The organism is Limnohabitans sp. DCL3 (assembly GCF_048019295.1).
GTDB lineage: Bacteria > Pseudomonadota > Gammaproteobacteria > Burkholderiales > Burkholderiaceae_C > Limnohabitans_A.
The window spans coordinates 102,719-124,375 of the sequence record NZ_CP171842.1; the positions used below are offsets into that span (position 1 = coordinate 102,719).

Below are 21,657 nucleotides of genomic sequence, written 5' to 3' on the forward strand. Positions count from 1 at the left end.
CATCAGAAGGGGATTTCATGCAGCGCTCTGTGCATTTGGCCCATCAGTTCACTCGGCGTGTGGCGTTTGGTTTGCCGCACGGTACACCGCTGCCCGATGACCCTTTGGCGTGGGCAAAGGCTCAGCTCAAGCGAGCCCCCCCCATCGACATTTTGGAGCGCGACGGGACACGCCGCACCGATTTGCCCGAGTGGGTGCATCTGTTGTGGCGCATGGACGATGTCATGCACGCCTTTGAAAAGCACCGCCGACTGGAATCGGAGTCTTTTGGCAAGGCCAGGCGCATGTCCAAAGAGCAGTATCAGGCCGAGCGCAGGCGCGATATCGGGATCCCTTATGGGCAAATGGAGCATTGGAAAGAGGTCCAAGCGCGCGCCACCACCGCTTTGTATGGTGAAGCACCTGTCTTTGAGCGATTTTGGCATTTCTGGTGCAACCATTTCATGGTGGCCCCGGGCAACCAGAACAATGACACCTTGGTGGGGCCTTTTCAGCGCAGTTTGCGAGAAAAAATGACGGGCAACTTCCAGTCGATGCTTTGGCATGCCACGACCCATCCCGGCATGTTGGTTTACCTGGACAACAACACCAACACGGGGCCACGTTCCCGCGCTGCAAGAGAAAAATGGACCGCAAACAGCATCAACGAAAACCTGGGCCGTGAGCTCTTGGAGTTGTTCACTTTGAGCCCAGAGTCGGGCTACAGTCAGAAAGATGTGGAAGCGGTCACCTTGATCTTGACCGGCTGGCGCGACATGCGCCCTGATAAACACCACAAGCCAGGGGTCCCTCTGGGAACCTTCTTCGACTTCAATCACCATGAGCCGGGCTCGCAGGTGGTCATGGGCAAAACCTACTCTGCCTTTCTCCGCCCCTCCGGCAAATTGGAAGACTTGGTTGCTGACTTGGCTGTCCACCCGGCCACCGCCAAGCACCTGGCGCGCAAACTGTGCGTCTATTTCTTGGATGACGAGCCGCCGCTCGAGGCGGTTCGCCACATTGAGCAAGTTTTTGTGCAAACCCAAGGGCATTTGCCCGCGGTGCACGCTGCCGTGCTGGAGATGTGCTGGGCGCACCTCGAGTCCACGCGCAAATTCTTGTCACCCGAGACCTGGCTGCTGCAGACCTGGAATTTGATGGGCCTGGCTCCGCCGAGGACGGCACCCCTGGATGAGCGGGGCGGCCTCAAAACCCCCAATGTCTTGGGTGATTTGGGACAGCCATTGCCGCGCTGCCCTCAGCCCAACGGTTGGCCCATTCGTTCGGTCGAGTGGATCTCCAAGGAAATGCTGGACCGCCGCGTGCGCTTCATGCTCGTGGTCACCCGCGAATGGCTGCAACAGGCGTCACAACCCCGACAAATCTTGAGCCAATTGTGCGAAGGGCATTTCGCCCCAGACAGCCCCGAAAAGACATTGATTCAACAGGTGATGGCCAAGGGCGATTTGCGCGCTGCCCACACCTTGTTCCACGCCAGCCCTACCTTGCTTTGGAGTTGATCAGCATGCAAAGAAGACAATGGCTCAAGGGGGCGGGCGCGACGGCCCTGAGTTTTGCAGGCTTTCAGCCCGCGTGGGCCCGCGGTGTTGAAAGTGCCCCCCGGTTGTTGGTCGTTTTGCTGCGCGGTGGCATGGACGGCTTGGCTGCTGTGCCGCCCATCGGGGACGCCACCTACGCGGCCATTCGGCCCACCATCGCGGTGCAAAACAGTTTGCCGCTGGATGGCTCATTTGGCCTGCACCCCGCCTTCAAGCACCTGCACCAGTTGTGGGGACAGCAGCAGTTGGCGGTGGTCCACAGCACGGGCTTTGCGTATGCTGGGCGTTCGCATTTTGAGGGCCAAGACGTGATGCAGTCGGGCATGAACAAGCCCTACACCTCTGCTTCGGGATGGCTGGGGCGGGCCATGCAGGTGGCGCGGGTGGCGGGCGGCGTTTCCCTATCGATTCCCATGCCTTTGCTTCTTCGAGGGAACCCCGAATCGTCCACCAAATTTCCGAACTGGATGCCCCCTTTGACACCGGGTGTTGCCGATGCTTTGGAAGCCTTGTGGTCGAAAGATGGGCTCATCTCGCCCTATGCGTCTGTGATCCGGGCCGAAGCGGCCTCGCAGCGGCAAGGCGCCATGAATCGACAAGATTTTGCCAATGCCCGCGCTTTGCCGGAACTGGGCCGCTTGGCGGGTCAAGAAATGAGCCAAGCGCAGGGGCCACGTGTGGGTCTGATTGATTTCACACATGGGTTTGACACGCACGCGAGCCAGGGGGGCGACCTGGGTGGGCATGCGGATCAATTGGTCAAAATCGATCAATTGGTCCAAAATTTCCAAACAGCGATGGGGCCGATGTGGTCCAACGCTTTGGTGGTGACGGTGACAGAGTTTGGCCGAACGGCGGCTGAAAACGGCACCACCGGGACCGACCATGGCGTGGGGACGTGTTGTTTGCTCGCTGGCGGCTTGATCGGTCAGGCCAAGGTCTTTTCCGATTGGCGTGGCCTGAACAAGGACCAATTGTTTGAAGGCCGGGATTTGCCGCCCACCATCGATGTCGCAGCGGTGTATGCCAAAGTGATCGAGCGGGTCTTTGAGATCACACCTGCCGCCATTCAGCAGCAGGTGATGGCCCACCAGCCCAGTGCGGCACTCAAGGGTTTGCTGGTCTAAGCGCTGGCACTTTCCGTTCGATCATCGGCAGCAGATCCCGGTGCCATCAAGGTCCCCATCCCTTCGCCCATCACAATGGCCCGGGTGGGCGTCCAGTCCTTGTTGAACTGCATCAGCCCTTTGGGGAACAGCATCACCACGGTGGAGCCCAGCAAAAAGCGGCCCATTTCTTCGCCTTGGGCCAGGGCGATGTTGCCCATTTCATAAGTCCACTCGCGCATTTGTCCGGGCCGAGGTGGGTTGACCACCCCGTGCCACACGGTGGCCATGCTCCCGACAATGGTGGCCCCCACGAGCACCATTACAAAGGGGCCGTGCGCGCCCTCGAACACGCAGACCAAGCGCTCATTGCGGGCAAAGAGGCCGGGCACACCGCGTGCGGTGGTCGGGTTCACCGAGAACAAATCGCCCGGCACGTAAATCATGCGCGTGAGTCGCCCCGCGCAAGGCATGTGGATGCGGTGGTAGTCGCGCGGGCTCAGGTACAAGGTGGCAAAGTCGCCGTCTTGAAACTGTGCGGCCAGCGCGGCATCACCGCCCACCAGAGCGCGCGTGCTGTAGCCGTGGCCCTTGGCCTGGAAGACTTGATCGCCCGCAATCGGACCGCATTGGCTGATGGCCCCGTCCACCGGACTCACCCAATCGGCCGTCGCCAGTGGGCGGGCATCTGCGCGCAAGGGCCGGGTAAAAAACTCGTTGAAGCTCTTGTAGCTGGATGTGTCTGCGTTGGCGGCCTCTGCCATGTTCACGTTGTAGCGGCGCACAAAGCGGTCAATGATGCCGGTCGTCACGCGGCCCCACTGACTGCCCGCTACCCAACCGGCAAACACCGTCAGGGCTTGCTTGGGGATCAGGTATTGCGGCAAAACCGCCAAGCGGTCAGAAAAGGAAGGGGACATGAGGGGGCCGCCGGGGCGGTTCAGGACAATGCGCTGATTTTATCGGGACGGGCGCAGGCACAATCCGAGCATGAACACCCCATTGCTTTCTGTGACTCATCTGGTCAAACGCTACGGCGACGCCACCGTGGTCAATGACCTGTCTTTCCACATCGAGCCCGGTGAGTGCCTGGGCGTGATCGGCCCCAATGGCGCGGGCAAAACCACCACGCTGCGCATGTGTCTGGGCCTGTCTGAGCCTGACAGCGGCAGCATCACCTACTTTGGCGAGCAACAAATGCCCCGCGACGCGCTGGACATCAAAGCCCGTTTGGGCGTGGTTGCGCAAATGGACACGCTGGATCCGGACTTCACTGCTGAAGAAAACCTGCTGGTCTTTGGCCGTTATTTTGGCCTGTCCGACGCGGTGATCCGCGAGCGTATTCCCCAGTTGCTCGAGTTTGGCGCCCTCAACCACAAAGCCAAAGCCAAGCCAGGTGAACTGTCGGGCGGCATGAAGCGTCGCTTGAGCCTGGCCCGCGCGCTCATCAACCACCCGCAACTGCTGATGCTGGATGAGCCCACGACGGGCCTGGACCCGCAAGCGCGGCACCTGATGTGGGAACGCCTGCAAGTGCTGCTGCAAGAAGGTAAATCCATCTTGCTCACCACCCACTTCATGGACGAGGCCGAGCGCCTGTGCTCTCGCCTCTTGGTGCTGGACCAGGGCCGCAAGATCGCCGAGGGCAAGCCCCGCGACCTGATCGCCGAGCACTTGGAGCCCGAGGTGGTGGAGGTGTTTGGCCAAGGCGCGGTGGCGCTGGCGCAAGAGGCCAGCCTGAAAGGGCTGGCAGGTCGGGTTGAGGTGAGTGGTGAAACGGTTTTCTTCTACACCCAAGACAGCCGCCCATTGCTGGCGGCTTTGCAAGCCTGGCCTGCGCTGCGTACCCTGCACCGGCCGTCCAATCTGGAAGACCTGTTTTTGAAATTGACCGGACGTCAGATCCGAGAGGAAGGCTGATCATGAGTCAAATTCAAAACAACATCTGGGCCGCACCCCGCTTGTCCATGCGCTGGTGGCCAGTGTTTCTGCGCAACTGGCTGGTCTGGAAAAAGTTGGCCATTCCCAGCCTGGTGGGCAACATCGCCGAGCCGCTCATGTGGCTGGTGGCTTTTGGCTACGGGATGGGCGCCCTCATCGGGCAGGTGGAGATGGGTGGCGAAAAAGTGCCCTACATCCTGTTTCTGGCCAGCGGCAGCATTTGCATGAGCGCCATGAACGCGGCCACCTTTGAGGCGCTGTACTCCGCGTTTTCGCGCATGCATGTGCAAAAGACATGGGACGGCATCATGAACGCCCCGGTGCGCCTGGATGATGTGGTGCTGGCCGAAATGCTGTGGGCTGCGTTCAAAGCGCTGTTCACCGTCACCGCCATTTTGGGTGTGATGCTCGCTCTGGGCATCAGCCACAGCTGGAAGCTGCTGGTGGCCTGGCCCGTGCTGCTGGGCGTGGGCATCACCTTCAGCTGCATGGCGCTGATCTTCAACGCGCTGGCCAAAGGCTACGACTTCTTCACCTATTACTTCACCCTGTTCCTCACGCCCATGATGTTCCTCTCGGGCATCTTCTTTCCGCGCGAGCAGCTGCCCAGTTTTGTGCGAGTCATTGCCGACTGGCTGCCGCTGTCGGTGGCGGTGGACTTGGTGCGCCCCCTCTTCATGGACCGTTGGCCCGACCAGCCGCTGCGCCATGTGGGGGTGCTGGCGGGGTTTGCCGTGGTGTCGTTTTGGATTGCGCTGGCGTTGACGAGGAAGCGGTTCAGGAGTTGATTTTTGTGCGCGATTTTCAGAAGTGATGCAGCGGTCGACAATCTGGATTAAGGTAGGAAGTTTCATTGTTTTCACAAATTGCAACCATCACCTTGCCCATCTTTGTTCTGGCTTTGGTCGGGTTTTTGTATGGCCGACGCGTCAGTCCGGATTTGTCGGGGGCCAACAAATTGGTCGTCGACATGGCGCTGCCCGCACTCATCTTTGTGTCTTTGTCGGCCAAGTCATTTGACCCCATAACCGCTTTGTCCTTCACTGGGGCGTCCATGGCTTTGATTGTTCTCAGTGGCCTGATCGCTTGGCCATTGGCAGCTGCCTCAGGCGCTTCTCGACGCGCCTTTCTTCCGTGCGCCATGTTCACCAATGTCGGTCCCGTGGGCATTCCGTTGATTGCGCTGGCGTATGGCCCTGAAGGTGTTGCGCCTGCAGTTGTCTTGTTGGTGATTTCCAATGTGTTGCATTTCACACTGGGTGCAGGCGTGATGAGTGGCCAAGTGGATTGGCGCATGGTGTATGCCAACCCCTTGGTTTGGGCCACTGTGCTGGGTTTATGCAGCGCGCAATTCCAGTGGGTATTTCCGGTTTGGCTTCAAACATCTTTGACCATGCTGGGCAGCGTGTTGGTTCCCATGATGTTGTTGTCTTTGGGCGTGCGATTGGCCAGCAGCAAAATTGAAGATGCAAAAATTGGGGCCCAGTCATCGGTGCTGATTTTTTTCATCCGACTGGCTGCTGTGTATGGAATTTTGTCGCTCATTCCGCTGCAAGGTGTTGAGCGCGGCGCGTTGATTCTTTTTGCCTGCTTGCCCCCCGCTGTGTTTAACTTCATGCTCGCCGACAAATTTCAAGTGGAGCCTCACAAAGTGGCTTCAACGGTCATTGTTGGGCATCTCGGCTGTTTGCTGTTCTTGCCATTGGGCCTTTGGTTGGCACTCAATTAATTTTTTCCACGCAACGCGCGAAAAGGCCTCCCACATGGTTGATTTTTATTACTGGACCACACCGAACGGTCACAAGGTGACGATGTTTCTGGAGGAAACAGGGCTGGACTACAACATCAAGCCGATCAACATCAGCCGAGGTGAACAATTTGATCCTGAGTTTTTGAAGATTGCACCCAACAATCGCATTCCTGCCATCGTGGACCACCATCCAGCAGGCGGTGGAGACCCCATCCGCATTTTCGAGTCCGGGGCCATTCTTTTGTACTTGGCCGACAAGACCAAAACCATGATTCCACAAGATTTGAGGGGCAGAAATGAATGCCTGCAATGGTTGTTTTGGCAAATGGGCGGTTTGGGCCCGATGGCGGGGCAAAACCACCACTTTGTGCAATATGCACCCGAGTCCTTGCCGTACGCCATCGAGCGTTATGTCAAAGAAACGTCGCGTTTGTATGGCGTTTTGAACAAGCACTTGTCCGATGGCCGCGCGTACATCTGTGGTGACTATTCGATTGCAGACATGGCCGCTTATCCTTGGGTTTTTCCGCATGAGAAGCAGCGTCAGAATTTGAGCCAATTCCCCGCGCTGTCTTCCTGGTTTGAACGTGTGAAAAATCGTCCAGCCACACAAAAAGCCTACGAAATCGCCAAATCAGTCAATGTGGCACCGACGGTGGATCACAACGCCAAATCCATTTTGTTTGGCCAAGACGCCAAGACAGTGATCTGAGCCGCTCTCTGGAAACCAGCATGAAAATCAAAGCGGTTGTATTGGATGCCTATGGCACTTTGTTTGATGTGTATTCCATTCAAGCTTTGGCCGATGATCTTTACCCAGGAATGGGTGCGGAGATCGCCGTCAAGTGGCGCGACAAACAAATTGAATACACGCGTTTGATCACCCAGTCAGATCCTCACAATCCATCGGGCAGTCGTTATTTCAAATCCTTTTGGGAGCTGACCCAGCTGTCACTGGTGTACACCTTGGACCGGCTCCATTTGAACCGAGAGGCTGGGCAGCTTGAGCAGTTGTTGGCGCAATACGCGCACCTTCAGGCGTTTCCAGAGAACCTGACTGTTCTGCAAAAGATCAAAGCCATGGGCATCACAACGGCCATTCTCTCGAACGGCAGCATGGACATGCTGACATCCGCGGTCAAAAGTGCGGGAATGGACGATGTTCTGGACCATCTCATCTCGGTCGACGCGATCCGCCTATTCAAGACTTCGCCCGAGAGTTATGGGCTGATTCAGCAGGTGATCCCCGTCGCAAAAGAGGACATCCTGTTTGTCTCCAGCAATGCGTGGGATGCCTTGGGTGCTGCTTGGTTTGGCTTGACAACGCATTGGGTCAATCGGCAAGGTTTGCCGTTTGAAACCTTGACTCCCAAGCCCCATTTTTCGGGTCCTGATCTGAATTCAGTTTTGAATTCCCTGGAGGCCATTCAGCGAGCTGACACATGACGCGCAAATGCTTGCACCTTGGCGGACTGGCCTTTGTGCGGGGGGCTCACCAGGTGAATCGGCAGTGAGGGCGCCGGCCAATCGGGCAGCAGCACTTGCAAATCCCCGTTGGCCAGTTCTTTTTCGAACAGCCAAGTGGGTGAAAAGCCAATCCCCATGCCCGACAGCACCGAGGCTCGGATCACTTCACTGCTGTTGGTTTGCAGGTTGCCTTGTGCGCGGATGGTGACTTCAGTGCCCTCCGGTTCGGATGCTCCTGGGCCTGCACGGAATGTCCAAGCGTTCTGCGTCGTGAGTTCTGAATAGACGATGCAGTTGTGCTGCAGCAAGTCCTGCGGAATCTTTGGCGCTTTCAGGCCGTGGGGCCATGTGTTGAGGTACTCATGGCGGGTCACCAGGGCACGGTGGGTGGTGCCGATGCGCCTGGCCACCAAGGCGCTGTCGGCCAGCTCCCCGATGCGGACGGCCACATCGATGCCTTCTTCGATCAGGTCAATGAAGCCGTCGTTGAGCCGCAGGTCAATTTTGACTTTGGGGTGGGCTGCGAGAAAACTCTTCACCAATGGCATCAGTTTGAGCCGTCCGTAGCCCACCGAAGCGGCCACGCGCAGCCAGCCACTCAATTGCTGTTCGCCCTGCAAGAGTGCTGTCTCCGCTTCGGCGATTTCGGCCACCAAGCGCCGCGCCTGAGCGAAGTAACCCGCTCCCGCCTCTGTCAAAGCCAATGAGCGGGTGGTGCGACTGAGCAGTTGGGCACCCAGTTCCCGTTCAAGCGCTGCCACCTGTTTGCTCACGCGGCTTTGCGTGCTGTGTGTCTCGCGCGCCACAGCCGAAAAACTGCCGCTCTCCACCACCCGAATAAAGGTCTGCATGGCCGTCAATCTGTCCATGGTTCTTCCTGATTAATTCTTTATTGGAATAAATAATAGTCCAGCGGCTTGTCTAGTGCAATGGATTGGATCAAATCAAACTCCAAGCCTTCACTTGCACTGGGACACCCCAATGAACACCAGCTCCCCGCCCAGTGCGCTGAAAGATCAGGCTGATTCCCGCCATTTGGTCAAAGGCATCGCCGTGGGCCTGCTGGCCGCCAGCATTGGTGCGCTTTACACCGTGTATGCACGTTGGGGCATTGCCCATGGCTTGTCTTCGCCAGACCTCACGGTGATGCGGTTTGGCGTGGCGGGCATCTTGATGCTCCCTGTGCTGGCTTTGGCGTTTTGGCGCGACGTGGCGCAATTCACCACGCGTTGGCGGGTGTGGTTGTCGGTGGCTTTGCTGGCGGGCACACCTTTTGGTTTGTTGATGTTTGGTGCGCTGCAATTTGCCCCATCCAGCCATGCTGCGGTGTTTCCATTCACCGCGATGAGCGTGATGGGCATGGTGCTGGGTGCCGTGGTGCTGGGCGAAAGCATGACCGTACGCCGTGTGTTGGGGATTGCTGTGGTTTTGTCGGGCTTGGTTTTGGTGTCTGGGCTGGAGGCGTCCAGCCTGACCCGGCGAGCAGCGATGGGTGATGCCATGTTTCTGGCCGCTGGAACCCTTTGGGCGGGTTTTGGCATCGTGCTGCGCAAGCACCGGCTGGACCCCTTGCTGGCCACAGCGGTGATTTCGATCAGCGCTTTGCTCACCTACGTGCCCGCGTATGCCTGGTTCACAGGCGGTGATGGTTTGGTCAAGGCTGCACCGTTTGTGCTTTGGGTCGAGGTGCTCGTGCAAGGCGTCATTGCCGGTGCTGGAACGCTTTACACCTATTCGAAAATGGTGTCGCTGCTTGGGCCTTCGCGTGCGGCGGTTTTTCCCGCACTGGCCCCAGGCCTGGCCGCATTGATGGCGTGGCCCGTCTTGGGTCATGTGCCGTCTATCCCAGAGACCATCGGACTGCTTTTGGTCATGACAGGATTGATGTTGGCTGTCACGACCTCAACGCATTCAAGGTCAAAAGCCTGAGGCCATTCATCCAATAGGCGCTGATCACTGAGATGAATGGATTGACCTGCAACCGTCGCAGATCACACTGCGAATAAAAGCTGGCGACCGATGCCGCCAAATTCATGCACCATCCGGTTTGAATCGCCAAGTTGACCTGTTCAACTTCGTTAAGTCGCCATCCAGGCTCATGCTTATCTGCGACGTCAGGTGGATGTGAAGCCGCCCCGTTAAGATGGCTGTTGGACCGATTTACCCCGTATTGAAGGAAAGAGCATGAGCATCCAAACCGTAGGCATCATTGGCGCAGGCACCATGGGCAATGGCATTGCACAGGCGTGCGCCGTCTCCGGCATTCACGTCGTGATGGTCGACATTTCGGACGCGGCCGTGGCCAAAGGCGTAGCCACCGTGGCGAGCAGCCTGGACCGTCTGGTCAAGAAGGAGAAAATCAGCGAAGCCGACAAGGCAGCCGCGCTGGCCCGAATCCAAGGCTCCAGCAGCTACGACGACCTCAAAAGTGCCCAGTTGGTGATCGAAGCCGCCACTGAAAACCACGAACTCAAGGTCAAGATTTTGAAGCAGCTCGACGGCCTGCTGGCGCCGAACGTGATCATCGCCTCCAACACCTCGTCGATTTCGATCACCCAGCTCGCCGCCGCCACGCAGCGCGCCGACCGTTTCATCGGCATGCACTTCTTCAACCCCGTGCCCATGATGGCGCTGGTCGAGATCATTCGCGGTCTGCAGACCAGCGACGCCACCCACGACGCGGTGCACGCGATGGCGCTGGCGCTGGGCAAGACCCCCATCACCGTCAAGAACGCCCCCGGTTTTGTGGTCAACCGCATCCTGGTGCCCATGATCAACGAAGCCTTCTTCGTGCTGGGCGAGGGCTTGGCCGAGGCCGAAGCGATTGACGCCGGCATGAAGCTCGGTTGCAACCAGCCGATTGGACCGCTGGCACTGGCCGACATGATCGGTCTGGACGTGTGCCTGGCTGTGATGGAGGTTTACCTCAAGGAGTTTGGCGACAGCAAATACCGCCCCAGCCCCTTGCTCAAGGAAATGGTCGCCGCCGGCCGCTTGGGACGTAAATCTGGCCAGGGCGTGTACAAGTACTGAGCTGTCACCTCGGCGAACGTGGCGCCAGAGGCTGTCGGCCTACCATGCCATGCATGCGCACCAACCCCCACCCCGAAGGCCAGATCGACTGCAGCGTACACGGTGCAGTCCTTCAGATTTGCATCAACCGCCCGGCCAAGCGCAACGGCTTCACGCCCAAGATGTACCGCGAGCTGGGCGAGGCGTACACCCGGCTGGACGACGACCCCGCGCTGCGCGTGGGGGTGCTGTGTGCGGCGGGCGACCACTTCACCGCCGGACTCGATTTGCCCACCATCGCGCCGCTGATGCAGCGTGGTGAAAAAGCGGTGCCGCTGGGGTTGGTGGATCCGCTCAACTTGGGCATGGACGGGTATCGGCGACGCCTCAAACCCATGGTGGCGGCGGTGCAGGGCATCACATACACGCTGGGCATTGAGCTCATGCTGGCCGCCGACATCGTGGTCGCAGCCGACGACTGCCGGTTTTCTCAGTTGGAGGTGCAGCGCGGCATCATGGCCACGGGCGGCGCCACACTGCGCATGGCCGAGCGTGCGGGCATGGGCAACGCGCTTTTGCATTTGCTGACGGGCGATGTGTTTGACAGTGCACAAGCCCTGCGCCTGAACTTGGTGCAAAAGGTGGTGCCTGCGGCAGGTTTGCTGGCCGAGGCCATGCGCATCGCCGAGCAAATTGCAGCGCAAGCGCCGCTGGCCGTGGTGGCCACGCGCCAGAACGTGCTCAAGGCCGTGGAGCACGGCCCATTGGTGGCCATGCATGACTTTTTATCGGTGCAAAAAACGCTGTCCAACAGCGAGGACGCGGCTGAAGGTGTGCGCTCGTTTGTCGAAAAAAGGCCAGCCCGCTTCACGGGCCACTGATGGCCCCAAAATGACCGCCATGCTGTGATCGCGCTGGGTCTTGATGCGCATCAAGGCCGCTGCGGCTGGATTGCTGCAAGCTTGGGCTCAGCCTCATCGCCGATGATGTTCCCAGAACAACGCCCCAAGGAGACGCCATGAGGCTGGCCCTGCTGTCAGACCTGCACGCCAATCGGCAAGCCCTCAGCGCCTGTCTGGCCCATGCCCAGACGCAGGGCGTGGACCGCCACGCCTTTTTGGGCGATTTGGTGGGGTATGGTGCCGATCCGCTCTGGGTGATGGACCAGGTGATGGTTTTGCAGGGTCAAGGCGCGCTGGTGATCCAGGGCAACCACGACGCCATGGCGGTCACGCCCCCGCAGGGCGATGACTCGACAGGTTCAAGCACCGCCGAATGGACGCACCGCCAGTTGAACGCAGAGCACCGCCGATTCCTGGCCGACTTGCCATTGACCGAATCGCTGGAGCACCTCTTGTTGGTGCACGCCAGCGCCGACAAACCCGAGACTTGGCGCTATGTGGACAGTGCGCGCGCGGCTTCGGTTTGCCTCGACGCCGCGCGTGGCCCAGGTCTGTCGCAGGGCGTGGCCTCACCCCACATTTTGGTGGGCCATGTGCACCACCAAACGCTCTATTACCAGGGCGCTGGCCGCGACCTGATGCCCTTTAAACCCACCGTGGGTGTGGGCGTGCCTGTCCCGCGCCTGCGCGCCTGTGTGGCCACCGTGGGTTCGGTCGGTCAGCCGCGCGACGGCGACACGCGGGCCATGTACGCGGTGTACGACCTGACCGCCGCACGTTTGACCTTTCATCGGGTGACCTACGACCACACTGCGGCGGCGGCGGCCATTCGGCAGGCGGGTTTGCCTGAATTTTTTGCCCAACGATTGGAGAGCGGACGTTGAAACTGTTGGAACCTGGCACCTTGATCGATGGCTTTGAAATCGGGGCGTGTTTGCACGCCGGGGGGATGGCGCACATCTACCAAGTGCAGTATGCGCCGGCCGAAGACGGCACGCGCCGCGAGGCCGAGTTTGCGATGGCGATGAAGATCCCACGCATGACCGCGGGCGACGGCGCTGAGACCATCGTGAGCTTTGAAATAGAGCACCAGCTCATGCCCGTATTGACGGGGCCGCACGTGCCGCGCTTTGTGGCCGCGGGCGACTTGTCGCGAACCCCGTATTTGGTGATGGAGTATGTGCAGGGCCAGACCTTGGACCACTGGCTGGGGCGTGATACGCCCCTGACGCCTCAAGAGATCGGACAGCTGGGCGCGGCCATGGCCAAGGCGGCGCACAGCCTGCACCGCCAAAACCTCTGCCACCTGGACCTCAAGCCCGCCAATGTGCTCATCCGCCCGGGTGGTGCGGCCCTGTTGCTGGACTTTGGGCTCTCCTGCCATTCACATTACCCCGACCTGCTGGCCGAAGCCCTGCGCAAGGCGGTGGGCTCGCCCATCTGGATCGCGCCCGAACAGGTGGTGGGCGTGCGCGGTGATCCGCGCAGCGACGTGTTCGCCATTGGTGTGATGCTGTACCAACTGGCCACAGGTGAGACGCCGTTTGGCGAACCCGCCACCCAGGGCGGCATGCGCCAGCGCCTGTGGATGGACCCGGTGCCACCCCGACAGCGCCGCCCCGATGTGCCCGAGTGGTTGCAGGAGATCGTCCTCAAATGCCTAGAGCCCGTGGCAGCGCAACGCTACCCCTCGGCGGCGCACTTGGCGTTTGACTTGACACACCCCAACGACGTTCGCGTCACCGACCGAGGGCGCCGCACAGCCGGTACGAGTTTCTGGGTTCACTTCAAGCGCTGGTTGCGCGCTGCCGGCATGCAATACCAGCCCAGCCCGTTGCCTTCGCAGCAAATCGAGCAGGTGCCCATCGTCATGGTGGCGGTGCCTTATAAGGACGTGAGCGATGCCACGCTGTATTCGCTGCGCGAAGCGGTATCTCGTTCACTGGGCATTCGCCCTGGGGCACGCTTGGCGTGTGTGACCGTTATCTCGCCCGGTGACACCAATGCCACCGACCATGCGCAAAGTGAAACCACCGTTCACCGCTGGCACCTCACGCGGCTGCAGCAGTGGGCCCAGCCGCTGGATTTGACGGACCACCAAACGTCGTTCCATGTGCTCGAATCGGGTGATGTGGCCGACGCCATCGTCAAGTACGCCGAGGGCAACGCCGTCAGCATGGTCATCATGGGCGCCGCCACGCACGGTTTGCAGATGCAGCGCTTTGTGGCCACGGTGCCGATCAAGGTGGCAATGGAAGCGCCTTGTACCGTGATCCTGGTGAAGCAAAGTCTGCCGTTTGAGTTGTTGGGTGGTTGAGCGAGCGGGCTGCGCCACAATCGGTGCATGAACGATTCCACTGCGCGCCATCCCTATGCCGAACTCACGCCTGACAAAGTGATGGACGCCTTGTCGGGTCTGGGCTTGTGGCCCGATGGCCGACTGCTGGCGCTGAGCTCTTACGAAAACCGCGTGTACCGTGTCCATTTGGACGAGCCGGTGCAAGGCCACAGTGCGGTGGTGGTGAAGTTCTACCGTCCGGGGCGCTGGCGCACAGACCAGATTCAAGAAGAGCATGACTTTGCCGCCGAGTTGGTGACCAGCGAGGTGCCTGTGGTGGCGCCTTTGCAGATTCAGGGGCGCACGCTGCACTTCGCCGGAGGGTTTGAGTTCTCGGTCAGCCCCTTGCGCGGCGGTCGAGCGCCCGAGCTGGATGATTTCGAGGTGCTGGAGTGGATTGGCCGCTTCTTGGCCCGCATCCACACGGTGGGTGCGGCCAAGCCTTTTGTGCGCAGGCCCACGCTCGATGTGCAGACTTTTGCTTTGGAGCCTGCCCAATGGCTGCAAACCCATCAGATGATTCCGCTGGAAGTCGAGCGCGAATGGCGCGATGCGCTGGTGCCTGCACTGGCCCTGATGGAAGCGGCGTTTGCGCAAGGTGCGTCAGAGCGGCGCTTGCTGCGTCTGCATGGCGACTGCCACCCGGGCAATATTTTGTGGACGCCAGCCGAATTGCCCGGAGGTGGGCCGCACTTTGTGGACCTGGACGACGCCCGCATGGGGCCGGCGGTGCAGGATCTGTGGATGCTCTTGTCGGGCGACCGTCGCCAGCGCACGCAGCAACTTTCGGCCTTGCTGGAGGGGTATGAGCAGGTGCGCGATTTTGACCGCGCCGAGTTGAACCTGGTCGAGCCGCTGCGCACCTTGCGTCTGATCCATTACAGCGCATGGCTTGCCAGGCGTTGGGAAGACCCGATTTTCCCGATCAACTTTCCGTGGTTTGGTACGCCCGACTATTGGCGCGGGCAGGTGCTCATGCTGCAAGAGCAGGTCGAGCAAATGCAGCAAGCGCCGCTCAGTGTGTGAGCTCAGCGCCGCGCAGGCTGCACGCCCAGCGCCATGGCGCAGCCAATCAAGGCCGGTTGTTCGGCGCGGATGACATAGGTCGGGATGCGCTTCATGTAGTTCTCGAAGCGGCCTTTGGCTTCAAACGCGGTCCTGAAGCCGGACTGTGCAAACCAATCGCCCAAGCGGCCGATCACGCCGCCACCGATGTAGATGCCGCCACGTGCGCCCAATGTGACGGCGAGGTTGGCGGCCGCGTTGCCCAGCAAACGGCACATGCGCTCGAGCGCCTCTTCGCAGGCCACGTCTTGGGCGGCCAGCGCCCGCTCGGTCACTTGCGCAGCCACCAGGTTTTCTGCCTCGCTGCCATTGAGTTCGCAAATGGCGCGGTACAAATTTTCCAGGCCCATGCCAGAGACCACACGCTCGACAGAAACATGGGGGTGGGTGCGCCACAAGATGCGCAGGATATCGGCCTCACGCGCGCAGGTGGGGGACATGCTGACATGCCCACCTTCGCCTGCAATGGGCACCCAGTCGCCCAAGCGCGAGCGCACCAGCGAGGACACGCCCAGCCCGGTTCCCGGCCCGATCAGGCCTTTGGGCGCGTCGGCCACAGGCTCGCCAGAGCCAATTTGCTGCAGGTCGCTGCCTTGAAGTGCCGGGGCGGCCAAGGCCATGGCTTCCCAGTCGTTGAGCATCAAGAGGCTGTCCAACCCCAGCGCTTGGCGCGTGGCCTCGATGGAAAACTGCCAGTGGTTGTTGGTCATCTTCAGCACATCGCCGTCGATGGGGTTGGCAATGGCGATGCAGGCTTGGCGCACGCCGGTTTGGCCCACGTGTTGCAAATATTGCGTTGCAGCGGCTGCCAAATCGGGGAACTGACCGGTTGGCAGGGTGACTTCATGTGCAATGGGCGAGCCATCGCCATGCACCAAGGCAAAGCGCGCATTGGTGCCGCCGATGTCGCCCAGCAGACGTGGTGTGGTGTCGGGGTGCAAGGTACTCATGGTGATTCGGTGTGTGGTGGCCAAGCGTATCAGCTCAGGCAAGCGGTTCAGGCTGCAAAGTTACCAATGTGTTCCCAATTCAATCGGGCCGGTGAAGTGGCTTGTGCGCAGCCAGCGGCAGTTCAATGCGCACGCACAGCCCTTGGGGCTGGGCGTTGATCAATGCAACGTGCCCAGCATGGCGCTGCACGATTTCTTTCACGATGGCCAAACCCAGTCCGCAACCGTCGCCCCCCTCGCTGGCGCGCACAAAACGTTCAAACACGCGTTCGTGGTCGCGCGCCAAAATGCCGGGGCCATTGTCGATGACTTCAAGCCGCGCCATGGGGGGGGTCTGCGCCGCTGGCGCCACACGCACGGTGACTTGGCTGCCGGTCCCGGCGTAGCGCAAAGCGTTGTCGATCAAGTTGCTCAGTGCTTCGCGCATCAGCAACTCGTTGGCCTCTATCCACACAGGTCTGTCGGCCGTTGTTTGGCCGTCGTCTTCGGTGTCTTGTTCCATGCCCAAATCGATGTGCAAGCGCAAGGCGCGGGGCACCCATTCGGCGGTGACGGCCTGAGCCATGCGCTGCAAGTCAAAGCGCTTGCGGTCATGGGCCATCACCGATTCGGGCTCGGCCCGCGCCAAAGTCAGCAGTTGATTGACCAAGTGGGCACTGCGGGTGGCGCTGTCATGCACGCGCTGCAGGCGGGCTCGCAGCTCAGGGTCGTTGGTCGATTGCAAGGCAATTTCGGTTTGACTTTTCAGGCCTGCCAAGGGGGTGCGCAGTTGATGCGCGGCATCGCCTATGAAACGCTTTTGGGTGGCCACGGTGTTTTGCACGGCAGCCAGCAAGGTGTTGATGGCGGTGGCCAGAGACCAGAGTTCACGCGGGGCCGATGCCAATTGCAGCGGCGCCAGGTCGGTGGGGGCGCGGCCCTCGACTTGTTGACGCAGTCGCCCCAAAGGGGACAGGCCGGCGCGGATGCCCAGCCACACGATCAAGGTCATCAACAGCACCAGGCTGGACATGGGCAGCAGCATGTCCACCAGAATCCGGCGGGCCAGCTCTTCGCGGTTGGCGCTGCTGCGTGCCACTTGCACCAGCATGGTTCGTGGGGCGTTGGCCTCGTCGCCAAACTGCAGGTACAAAGCCACCAGCCGCAGGGGCTGACCTGCGGGCGTGTTCAAGGCGGCGCGGCCATAGACAGGCATCGTGCCATCGTAAAAGTAAGGGATGTTCATGCCCGGCGTCACAGACGTGGCAGTTTTTGCGGGCAAGACGGGGGCGGGCAATGACTGGTTGCCCAAAATGAACTGCCCGGGTGGTGAGCTGACCATGTACAGCAACTTGTCGGCCGGGTCGGCTTCGAGCACGTCTTGCGCGGCGCGGGGAAAGTCGATCAGCAGGCCATTGCCAATCGGCTTGAGTTGCCTGGCCAGTGAGCGGCTGGCTTGCAGCAAACTGGCGTCAATGGCTTGGTTGGCATAACCTGCTGCGAATTTGTAAGTGGCCACCCCGCCCGCCATCCACAACACCAACTGCGGCAGCAGCAGCCACAGCAGCAGTTGTCGGGCCAGCGAAACGCCCGCTTGCCCAAAGGCGGCCGAGGCTGTGGTGCGAAGGCTGTCCATGCGCGGGTGCTCAGGTGTCGGTTTCGAGCAAATAGCCCAAACCCCGCACCGTCCGGATCACCAAGTCCGCGTCTTCGAGTTTGCGGCGCAGGCGGTGGATGTAGACCTCAATCGAGTTGCCGCCGCCAACTTCTGCACCATCGGTGCCCCAAGCTTGGGTGATTTGCTCTTTGGTGACCACCTTGTCGCGTTGCTGCACCAGCAGCGCCAACAAACCCCACTCGCGACCACTCAGGTCCAGGGGGTCGCCGCCCACCATGGCGCGGCGCGAGGTGTGGTCCAGCGACAGTCGGCCCAACAAGGCCGGGGTGTTGGCCGGTTGGCTGCGCCGCAGCAGCGCCTGCAAACGGGCGAGCAATTCAGGAAAGTCAAACGGCTTGGTCACGTAGTCGTCGGCCCCGGCTTGCAAACCGGCCACACGGTCGTCCAGGGCATCGCGTGCGGTCAGCAACAACACGGGCAAGCTCGGATGGGTTTGCCGCACGTGCGACAACACCGCCAGACCGTCCAGCATGGGCAAGCCAATGTCGAGCACGGCAATGTCGAAGGCATGCTTTTGTAACAAATAGTCGGCCACAGCCCCGTTGGGCGCGTGTTCCACCTCAAAACCAGCGCCACCCAATTGGGTGTTCAGTGCATCGGCCAGCATGGCGTCGTCTTCGGCAAGCAGCAGTTTCATGGTGACAAGCTTACTGGATTGCTGCGGCTCAGGCCCATCGGGAACTGGGTTTGCGCTTAGGGTTTAACCTAGTGTTAATAAATTAACAAAATATTAATATTCGCCCGTCGGGGTATTTTTTCGGCTTGTCAGCCGCCTCGCACATCAACTTCGGGCCACCGGCCCCCCCATCAGGAGACACCCTTGAAAACTTTGAAATTGTTCCAGCGCACCCTGTTGTCCACTGCGGCCGTGCTTGCCCTGTCGGCGCAGGCGGGTGAAGTCGAAGTCCTGCACTACTGGACCAGCGGTGGTGAGGCCAAATCGGCAGCGGCACTGAAAGCCACTTTGCAAGCCAAAGGCCATGTCTGGAAAGACTTCGCCGTGGCCGGTGGCGGTGGTGACAACGCCATGACCGTGCTCAAGTCGCGCGTGGTCTCGGGCAACGCCCCAGCTGCGGCACAAATCAAAGGCCCGGCCCTGCAAGAGTGGGCGGGTGAAGGCGTGTTGGCCAACATCGACGATGTGGCCAAGGCCGAAAAGTGGGACACCTTGCTGCCCCCCGTGGTCGCCAACGTCATGAAATACAAGGGCAACTACATCGCCGCTCCCGTGAACGTGCACCGCGTGAACTGGCTGTGGGCCAGCAACGCCGCGTTCAAAAAAGCCGGTGCCAAAGTGCCGACCAACTGGGATGAGTTTTTTGTGGCCGCTGAAGCCTTGAAGAAAGCCGGCATCATCCCCGTGGCACACGGTGGCCAGAACTGGCAAGACTTCACCACCTTCGAGAGCGTGGCTCTGGGTGTTGGCGGTGCCGACTTCTACAAAAAGGCCTTGGTGCAATTGGATCAAAGCGCTTTGAGCAGTGCCACCATGACCAAGGTGCTCGACACCTTCAAAAAGGTCAAAACCTACACCGACAAGAACGCCCCTGGCCGCGACTGGAACCTGGCCACGGCCATGGTCATCAAAGGCGAAGCGGGCATGCAGCTGATGGGTGACTGGGCCAAGGGCGAATTCGTGGCCGCCGGCAAAAAGCCCGGCGCTGACTTCACCTGTGCTGCAGCACCGGGAACGGCCAAGTCCTTCACGTTCAACGTGGACTCTTTTGCCATGTTCAAGTTGAAGAGCGACGACAACACCAAGGCCCAGAAAGACCTGGCCTCGGCCATCATGTCCAACGACTTCCAAGAAGTGTTCAACCTGAACAAGGGCTCTATCCCTGTGCGTCTGAACATGAACCTGGCCAAGTTTGACGATTGTGCCAAGCTCAGCTCCAACGACTTCGTGTCAACCGCCAAGAGCGGCGGCTTGGTGCCCTCCGTGGCGCACGGTATGGCCATCGGTTCGGCCACATCCGGTGCCATTCAAGACGCGGTCAGCCAGTTCTGGAACGACGACAAGATGAGCACCAAAGACGCTCAAGCCAAGATCGCATCGGCCGCCAAGGTCAAGTGAGTCTGAGAGCCGGCCCCTGGCGGTCGGCTCGAACAAACCCTCTGGGTTTGTGGTTTATTGCGCCACCGGGCTGCAGGTCACAAGCTTGCGGCCCGCGCTGGCCCCCCGATTGGATCCCCCATGTCTTCACCATCCCCACAGCAAGCGGCCTGGTTGCCCAAGTTGGTCATCGCGCCCAGCTTTGTGTTGTCGCTGTTGTTCATTTACGGTCTGATGGCCTGGAATGGCTACCTCTCCGTGTCCGCTTCGCGTCTGTTGCCCAACTACGAGTTTGTGGGCCTGCAGCATTACGGCGCCTTGCTCGAGAGTGACCGATTTCGTGTGGCCATGACGAACATGGCGGTGTTCGGCTTTTTCTTCATTGGGGGGGCGATGGCGCTGGGCGTGTTGCTGGCCATTTTGCTGGACCAAAAGGTGCGCGGCGAAGGCGTGTTGCGCACCATTTACCTTTACCCCATGGCGATCTCATTCATTGTGACAGGCACCGCCTGGAAATGGATTTTGAATCCCGGCCTGGGCTTGCAACACCTGATGCACAGCTGGGGGTTCACCGATTTCCATTTTGAATGGTTGGTCAACCAGGACATGGCCATCTATTGCGTGGTCATTGCCGGTGTGTGGCAGAGCGCGGGCTTTGTCATGGCCCTGTTTTTGGCCGCCCTGCGCGGCATCGACGACTCGATCATCAAGGCCGCTCAGGTCGATGGCGCAAGCTTGCCAACCATTTACTGGCGCATCATTTTGCCCAGCTTGGGGCCGGTGTTTTTCAGCACCTTGCTGGTGGTCTCGCACCTGGCCATCAAGAGCTTTGACTTGGTCATGGCGCTCACCGCGGGCGGCCCCGGCTATGCCACCGACTTGCCCGCCACCTTCATGTACGCCACGGCCTTCACACGCGGTCAAATTGGCGTGGGCGCGGCCAGTGCCACCGTGATGCTGGCGACCGTGGCCGCCATTGTGGTGCCCTATTTGTATTCTGAATTGCGGAGCAAACGATGAACCGCCTGAATTTTCATCGCCTCGTCCTGTGGGCCATGCTGCTGTTGTTTGCCGCCTGGTTTTTGGTGCCGCTTTATGTGATGCTGACCACCTCGCTCAAGGATGCCGAGCAGCTGCGCGCAGGCCATCTGTTGAGCCTGCCCACCGCGCCCACCTTGGACGCTTGGTTCAAGGCCTGGGGCAGTGCCTGCACCGGCGTGCAGTGCGAAGGCCTCAAGCCCTTTTTCTGGAACTCCATGGTGATGGTGGTGCCTGCGGTGCTGCTGTCCACGCTGATCGGATCACTCAACGGCTATGTGCTGAGCAAGTGGAAGTTTCGCGGCAGTGAGACGCTGTTTGCTTTCATGCTGTTTGGCGTGTTCATGCCCATGCAGGTGGTGCTGTTGCCCATGAGCCAGGTGCTGGGTTGGTTGGGCGTGGCCAGCTCCATATGGGGCCTGATGCTGGTACACGTGGTCGCGGGCATTCCATCGACCACGCTGTTTTTCCGCAACTATTACATCGGCCTGCCGGATGAATTGATCAAGGCCGCGCAGCTCGACGGAGCGGGCTTTTGGATGATCTTTCGCCGCATCGTTCTGCCACTGTCTTTGCCGATTTTGGTGGTCACGCTCATCTGGCAGTTCACCAACATCTGGAACGACTTTTTGTACGGTGTGGTGTTCTCGGGTGCTGACAGCAAACCCATCACTGTGGGCTTGAACAACTTGGCCAACACCTCCAGCGCCGTCAAGGAATACAACGTGGACATGGCCGCTGCCCTGATCGCGGCCTTGCCCACTTTGTTGGTGTATGTGGTGGCGGGAAAATATTTTGTGCGCGGCCTCACCGCAGGCGCCGTCAAGGGTTAAAGGGAAA

20 protein-coding genes and 1 pseudogene are annotated in these 21,657 nt (G+C 60.2%); 16 read left to right on the forward strand and 5 right to left on the reverse strand.

Going from position 1 to position 21,657, the window contains the following annotated elements; translation table 11 throughout:
• The first annotated feature begins 17 nt into the window (after nt 1–17).
• Nucleotides 18–1,499, forward strand: a complete 1,482-nt coding sequence (locus ACHEXK_RS00515) for a DUF1800 family protein (protein WP_416547321.1) — start codon at nt 18–20, stop codon at nt 1,497–1,499.
• 5 nt (nt 1,500–1,504) lie between these two features.
• The gene (locus ACHEXK_RS00520) at nt 1,505–2,665 is read left to right on the forward strand and encodes a DUF1501 domain-containing protein (protein WP_416547322.1); all 1,161 of its coding nucleotides are present in this window, start codon (nt 1,505–1,507) and stop codon (nt 2,663–2,665) included.
• On the opposite strand, the gene asd is transcribed toward ACHEXK_RS00520, so the two are convergent.
• On the reverse strand, nt 2,662–3,564 hold the full coding sequence (gene asd, locus ACHEXK_RS00525) for an archaetidylserine decarboxylase (RefSeq protein WP_416547323.1): 903 nt from the start codon (nt 3,562–3,564) through the stop codon (nt 2,662–2,664). The two genes, ACHEXK_RS00520 and asd, sit on opposite strands and share 4 nt — an antisense overlap.
• 70 nt (nt 3,565–3,634) lie before the next feature.
• Between asd and ACHEXK_RS00530 the strand changes: the two genes are divergently transcribed.
• The 5 genes from ACHEXK_RS00530 to ACHEXK_RS00550 all read left to right on the forward strand — a co-directional run bounded on the left by ACHEXK_RS00530 (nt 3,635) and on the right by ACHEXK_RS00550 (nt 7,781).
• Nucleotides 3,635–4,564: an ATP-binding cassette domain-containing protein gene (locus tag ACHEXK_RS00530; protein ID WP_416547324.1), complete on the forward strand. Its 930-nt coding sequence runs from the start codon at nt 3,635–3,637 to the stop codon at nt 4,562–4,564.
• Nucleotides 4,565–4,566: 2 nt separating this feature from the next.
• The gene (locus tag ACHEXK_RS00535) at nt 4,567–5,373 is read left to right on the forward strand and encodes an ABC transporter permease (protein WP_416547325.1); all 807 of its coding nucleotides are present in this window, start codon (nt 4,567–4,569) and stop codon (nt 5,371–5,373) included.
• A 65-nt stretch (nt 5,374–5,438) separates the two neighbouring features.
• Nucleotides 5,439–6,314, forward strand: coding sequence for an AEC family transporter (locus ACHEXK_RS00540; protein WP_416547326.1), 876 nt, complete (start codon nt 5,439–5,441; stop codon nt 6,312–6,314).
• Between the two features lie 34 nt (nt 6,315–6,348).
• Complete coding sequence (locus tag ACHEXK_RS00545; RefSeq protein WP_416547327.1) at nt 6,349–7,047, forward strand: glutathione binding-like protein; 699 nt, start codon at nt 6,349–6,351, stop codon at nt 7,045–7,047.
• 20 nt (nt 7,048–7,067) lie between these two features.
• The gene (locus tag ACHEXK_RS00550) at nt 7,068–7,781 is read left to right on the forward strand and encodes a haloacid dehalogenase type II (protein ID WP_416547328.1); all 714 of its coding nucleotides are present in this window, start codon (nt 7,068–7,070) and stop codon (nt 7,779–7,781) included.
• Here ACHEXK_RS00550 and ACHEXK_RS00555 read toward each other — a convergent pair.
• Complete coding sequence (locus tag ACHEXK_RS00555) at nt 7,763–8,671, reverse strand: LysR family transcriptional regulator (protein ID WP_416547329.1); 909 nt, start codon at nt 8,669–8,671, stop codon at nt 7,763–7,765. The genes ACHEXK_RS00550 and ACHEXK_RS00555 overlap by 19 nt on opposite strands.
• A gap of 112 nt (nt 8,672–8,783) precedes the next feature.
• Here ACHEXK_RS00555 and ACHEXK_RS00560 point away from each other — a divergent pair, with 112 nt between their 5' ends.
• The 6 genes and pseudogenes from ACHEXK_RS00560 (at nt 8,784) to ACHEXK_RS00585 (ending at nt 15,080) form a co-directional block, all read left to right on the forward strand.
• The gene (locus tag ACHEXK_RS00560) at nt 8,784–9,731 is read left to right on the forward strand and encodes a DMT family transporter (RefSeq protein ID WP_416547330.1); all 948 of its coding nucleotides are present in this window, start codon (nt 8,784–8,786) and stop codon (nt 9,729–9,731) included.
• A 228-nt stretch (nt 9,732–9,959) separates the two neighbouring features.
• Nucleotides 9,960–10,835 (forward strand): annotated as a pseudogene (locus ACHEXK_RS00565) (3-hydroxybutyryl-CoA dehydrogenase); the annotation flags it as partial.
• 53 nt (nt 10,836–10,888) lie between these two features.
• Nucleotides 10,889–11,695: a crotonase/enoyl-CoA hydratase family protein gene (locus tag ACHEXK_RS00570; RefSeq protein WP_416547331.1), complete on the forward strand. Its 807-nt coding sequence runs from the start codon at nt 10,889–10,891 to the stop codon at nt 11,693–11,695.
• Nucleotides 11,696–11,832: 137 nt separating this feature from the next.
• Nucleotides 11,833–12,600, forward strand: a complete 768-nt coding sequence (locus ACHEXK_RS00575) for a metallophosphoesterase family protein (RefSeq protein WP_416547332.1) — start codon at nt 11,833–11,835, stop codon at nt 12,598–12,600.
• Complete coding sequence (locus ACHEXK_RS00580) at nt 12,597–14,033, forward strand: protein kinase domain-containing protein (protein ID WP_416547333.1); 1,437 nt, start codon at nt 12,597–12,599, stop codon at nt 14,031–14,033. Before ACHEXK_RS00575 ends, ACHEXK_RS00580 begins: the two co-directional genes overlap by 4 nt.
• 27 nt (nt 14,034–14,060) lie before the next feature.
• The gene (locus ACHEXK_RS00585) at nt 14,061–15,080 is read left to right on the forward strand and encodes a serine/threonine protein kinase (RefSeq protein ID WP_416547334.1); all 1,020 of its coding nucleotides are present in this window, start codon (nt 14,061–14,063) and stop codon (nt 15,078–15,080) included.
• Between the two features lie 2 nt (nt 15,081–15,082).
• Here ACHEXK_RS00585 and ACHEXK_RS00590 read toward each other — a convergent pair whose 3' ends face one another.
• From ACHEXK_RS00590 to ACHEXK_RS00600, 3 genes are all read right to left on the reverse strand, one after another.
• The gene (locus tag ACHEXK_RS00590) at nt 15,083–16,069 is read right to left on the reverse strand and encodes a glucokinase (protein WP_416547335.1); all 987 of its coding nucleotides are present in this window, start codon (nt 16,067–16,069) and stop codon (nt 15,083–15,085) included.
• Between the two features lie 79 nt (nt 16,070–16,148).
• Nucleotides 16,149–17,684, reverse strand: coding sequence for a sensor histidine kinase (locus ACHEXK_RS00595; RefSeq protein WP_416547336.1), 1,536 nt, complete (start codon nt 17,682–17,684; stop codon nt 16,149–16,151).
• A 10-nt stretch (nt 17,685–17,694) separates the two neighbouring features.
• The gene (locus ACHEXK_RS00600; RefSeq protein ID WP_416547337.1) at nt 17,695–18,363 is read right to left on the reverse strand and encodes a response regulator transcription factor; all 669 of its coding nucleotides are present in this window, start codon (nt 18,361–18,363) and stop codon (nt 17,695–17,697) included.
• A 192-nt stretch (nt 18,364–18,555) separates the two neighbouring features.
• Here ACHEXK_RS00600 and ACHEXK_RS00605 point away from each other — a divergent pair, with 192 nt between their 5' ends.
• From ACHEXK_RS00605 to ACHEXK_RS00615, 3 genes are all read left to right on the forward strand, one after another.
• Nucleotides 18,556–19,800, forward strand: a complete 1,245-nt coding sequence (locus ACHEXK_RS00605) for an ABC transporter substrate-binding protein (RefSeq protein WP_416548978.1) — start codon at nt 18,556–18,558, stop codon at nt 19,798–19,800.
• 120 nt (nt 19,801–19,920) lie between these two features.
• Nucleotides 19,921–20,799, forward strand: a complete 879-nt coding sequence (locus ACHEXK_RS00610; protein WP_416547338.1) for a carbohydrate ABC transporter permease — start codon at nt 19,921–19,923, stop codon at nt 20,797–20,799.
• Nucleotides 20,796–21,650 carry a carbohydrate ABC transporter permease gene (locus tag ACHEXK_RS00615; RefSeq protein ID WP_416547339.1) on the forward strand — a complete coding sequence of 285 codons (855 nt, stop codon included), beginning with the start codon at nt 20,796–20,798 and terminating at the stop codon, nt 21,648–21,650. The genes ACHEXK_RS00610 and ACHEXK_RS00615 overlap by 4 nt, the downstream gene beginning before the upstream one ends.
• Nucleotides 21,651–21,657: the final 7 nt, after the last annotated feature.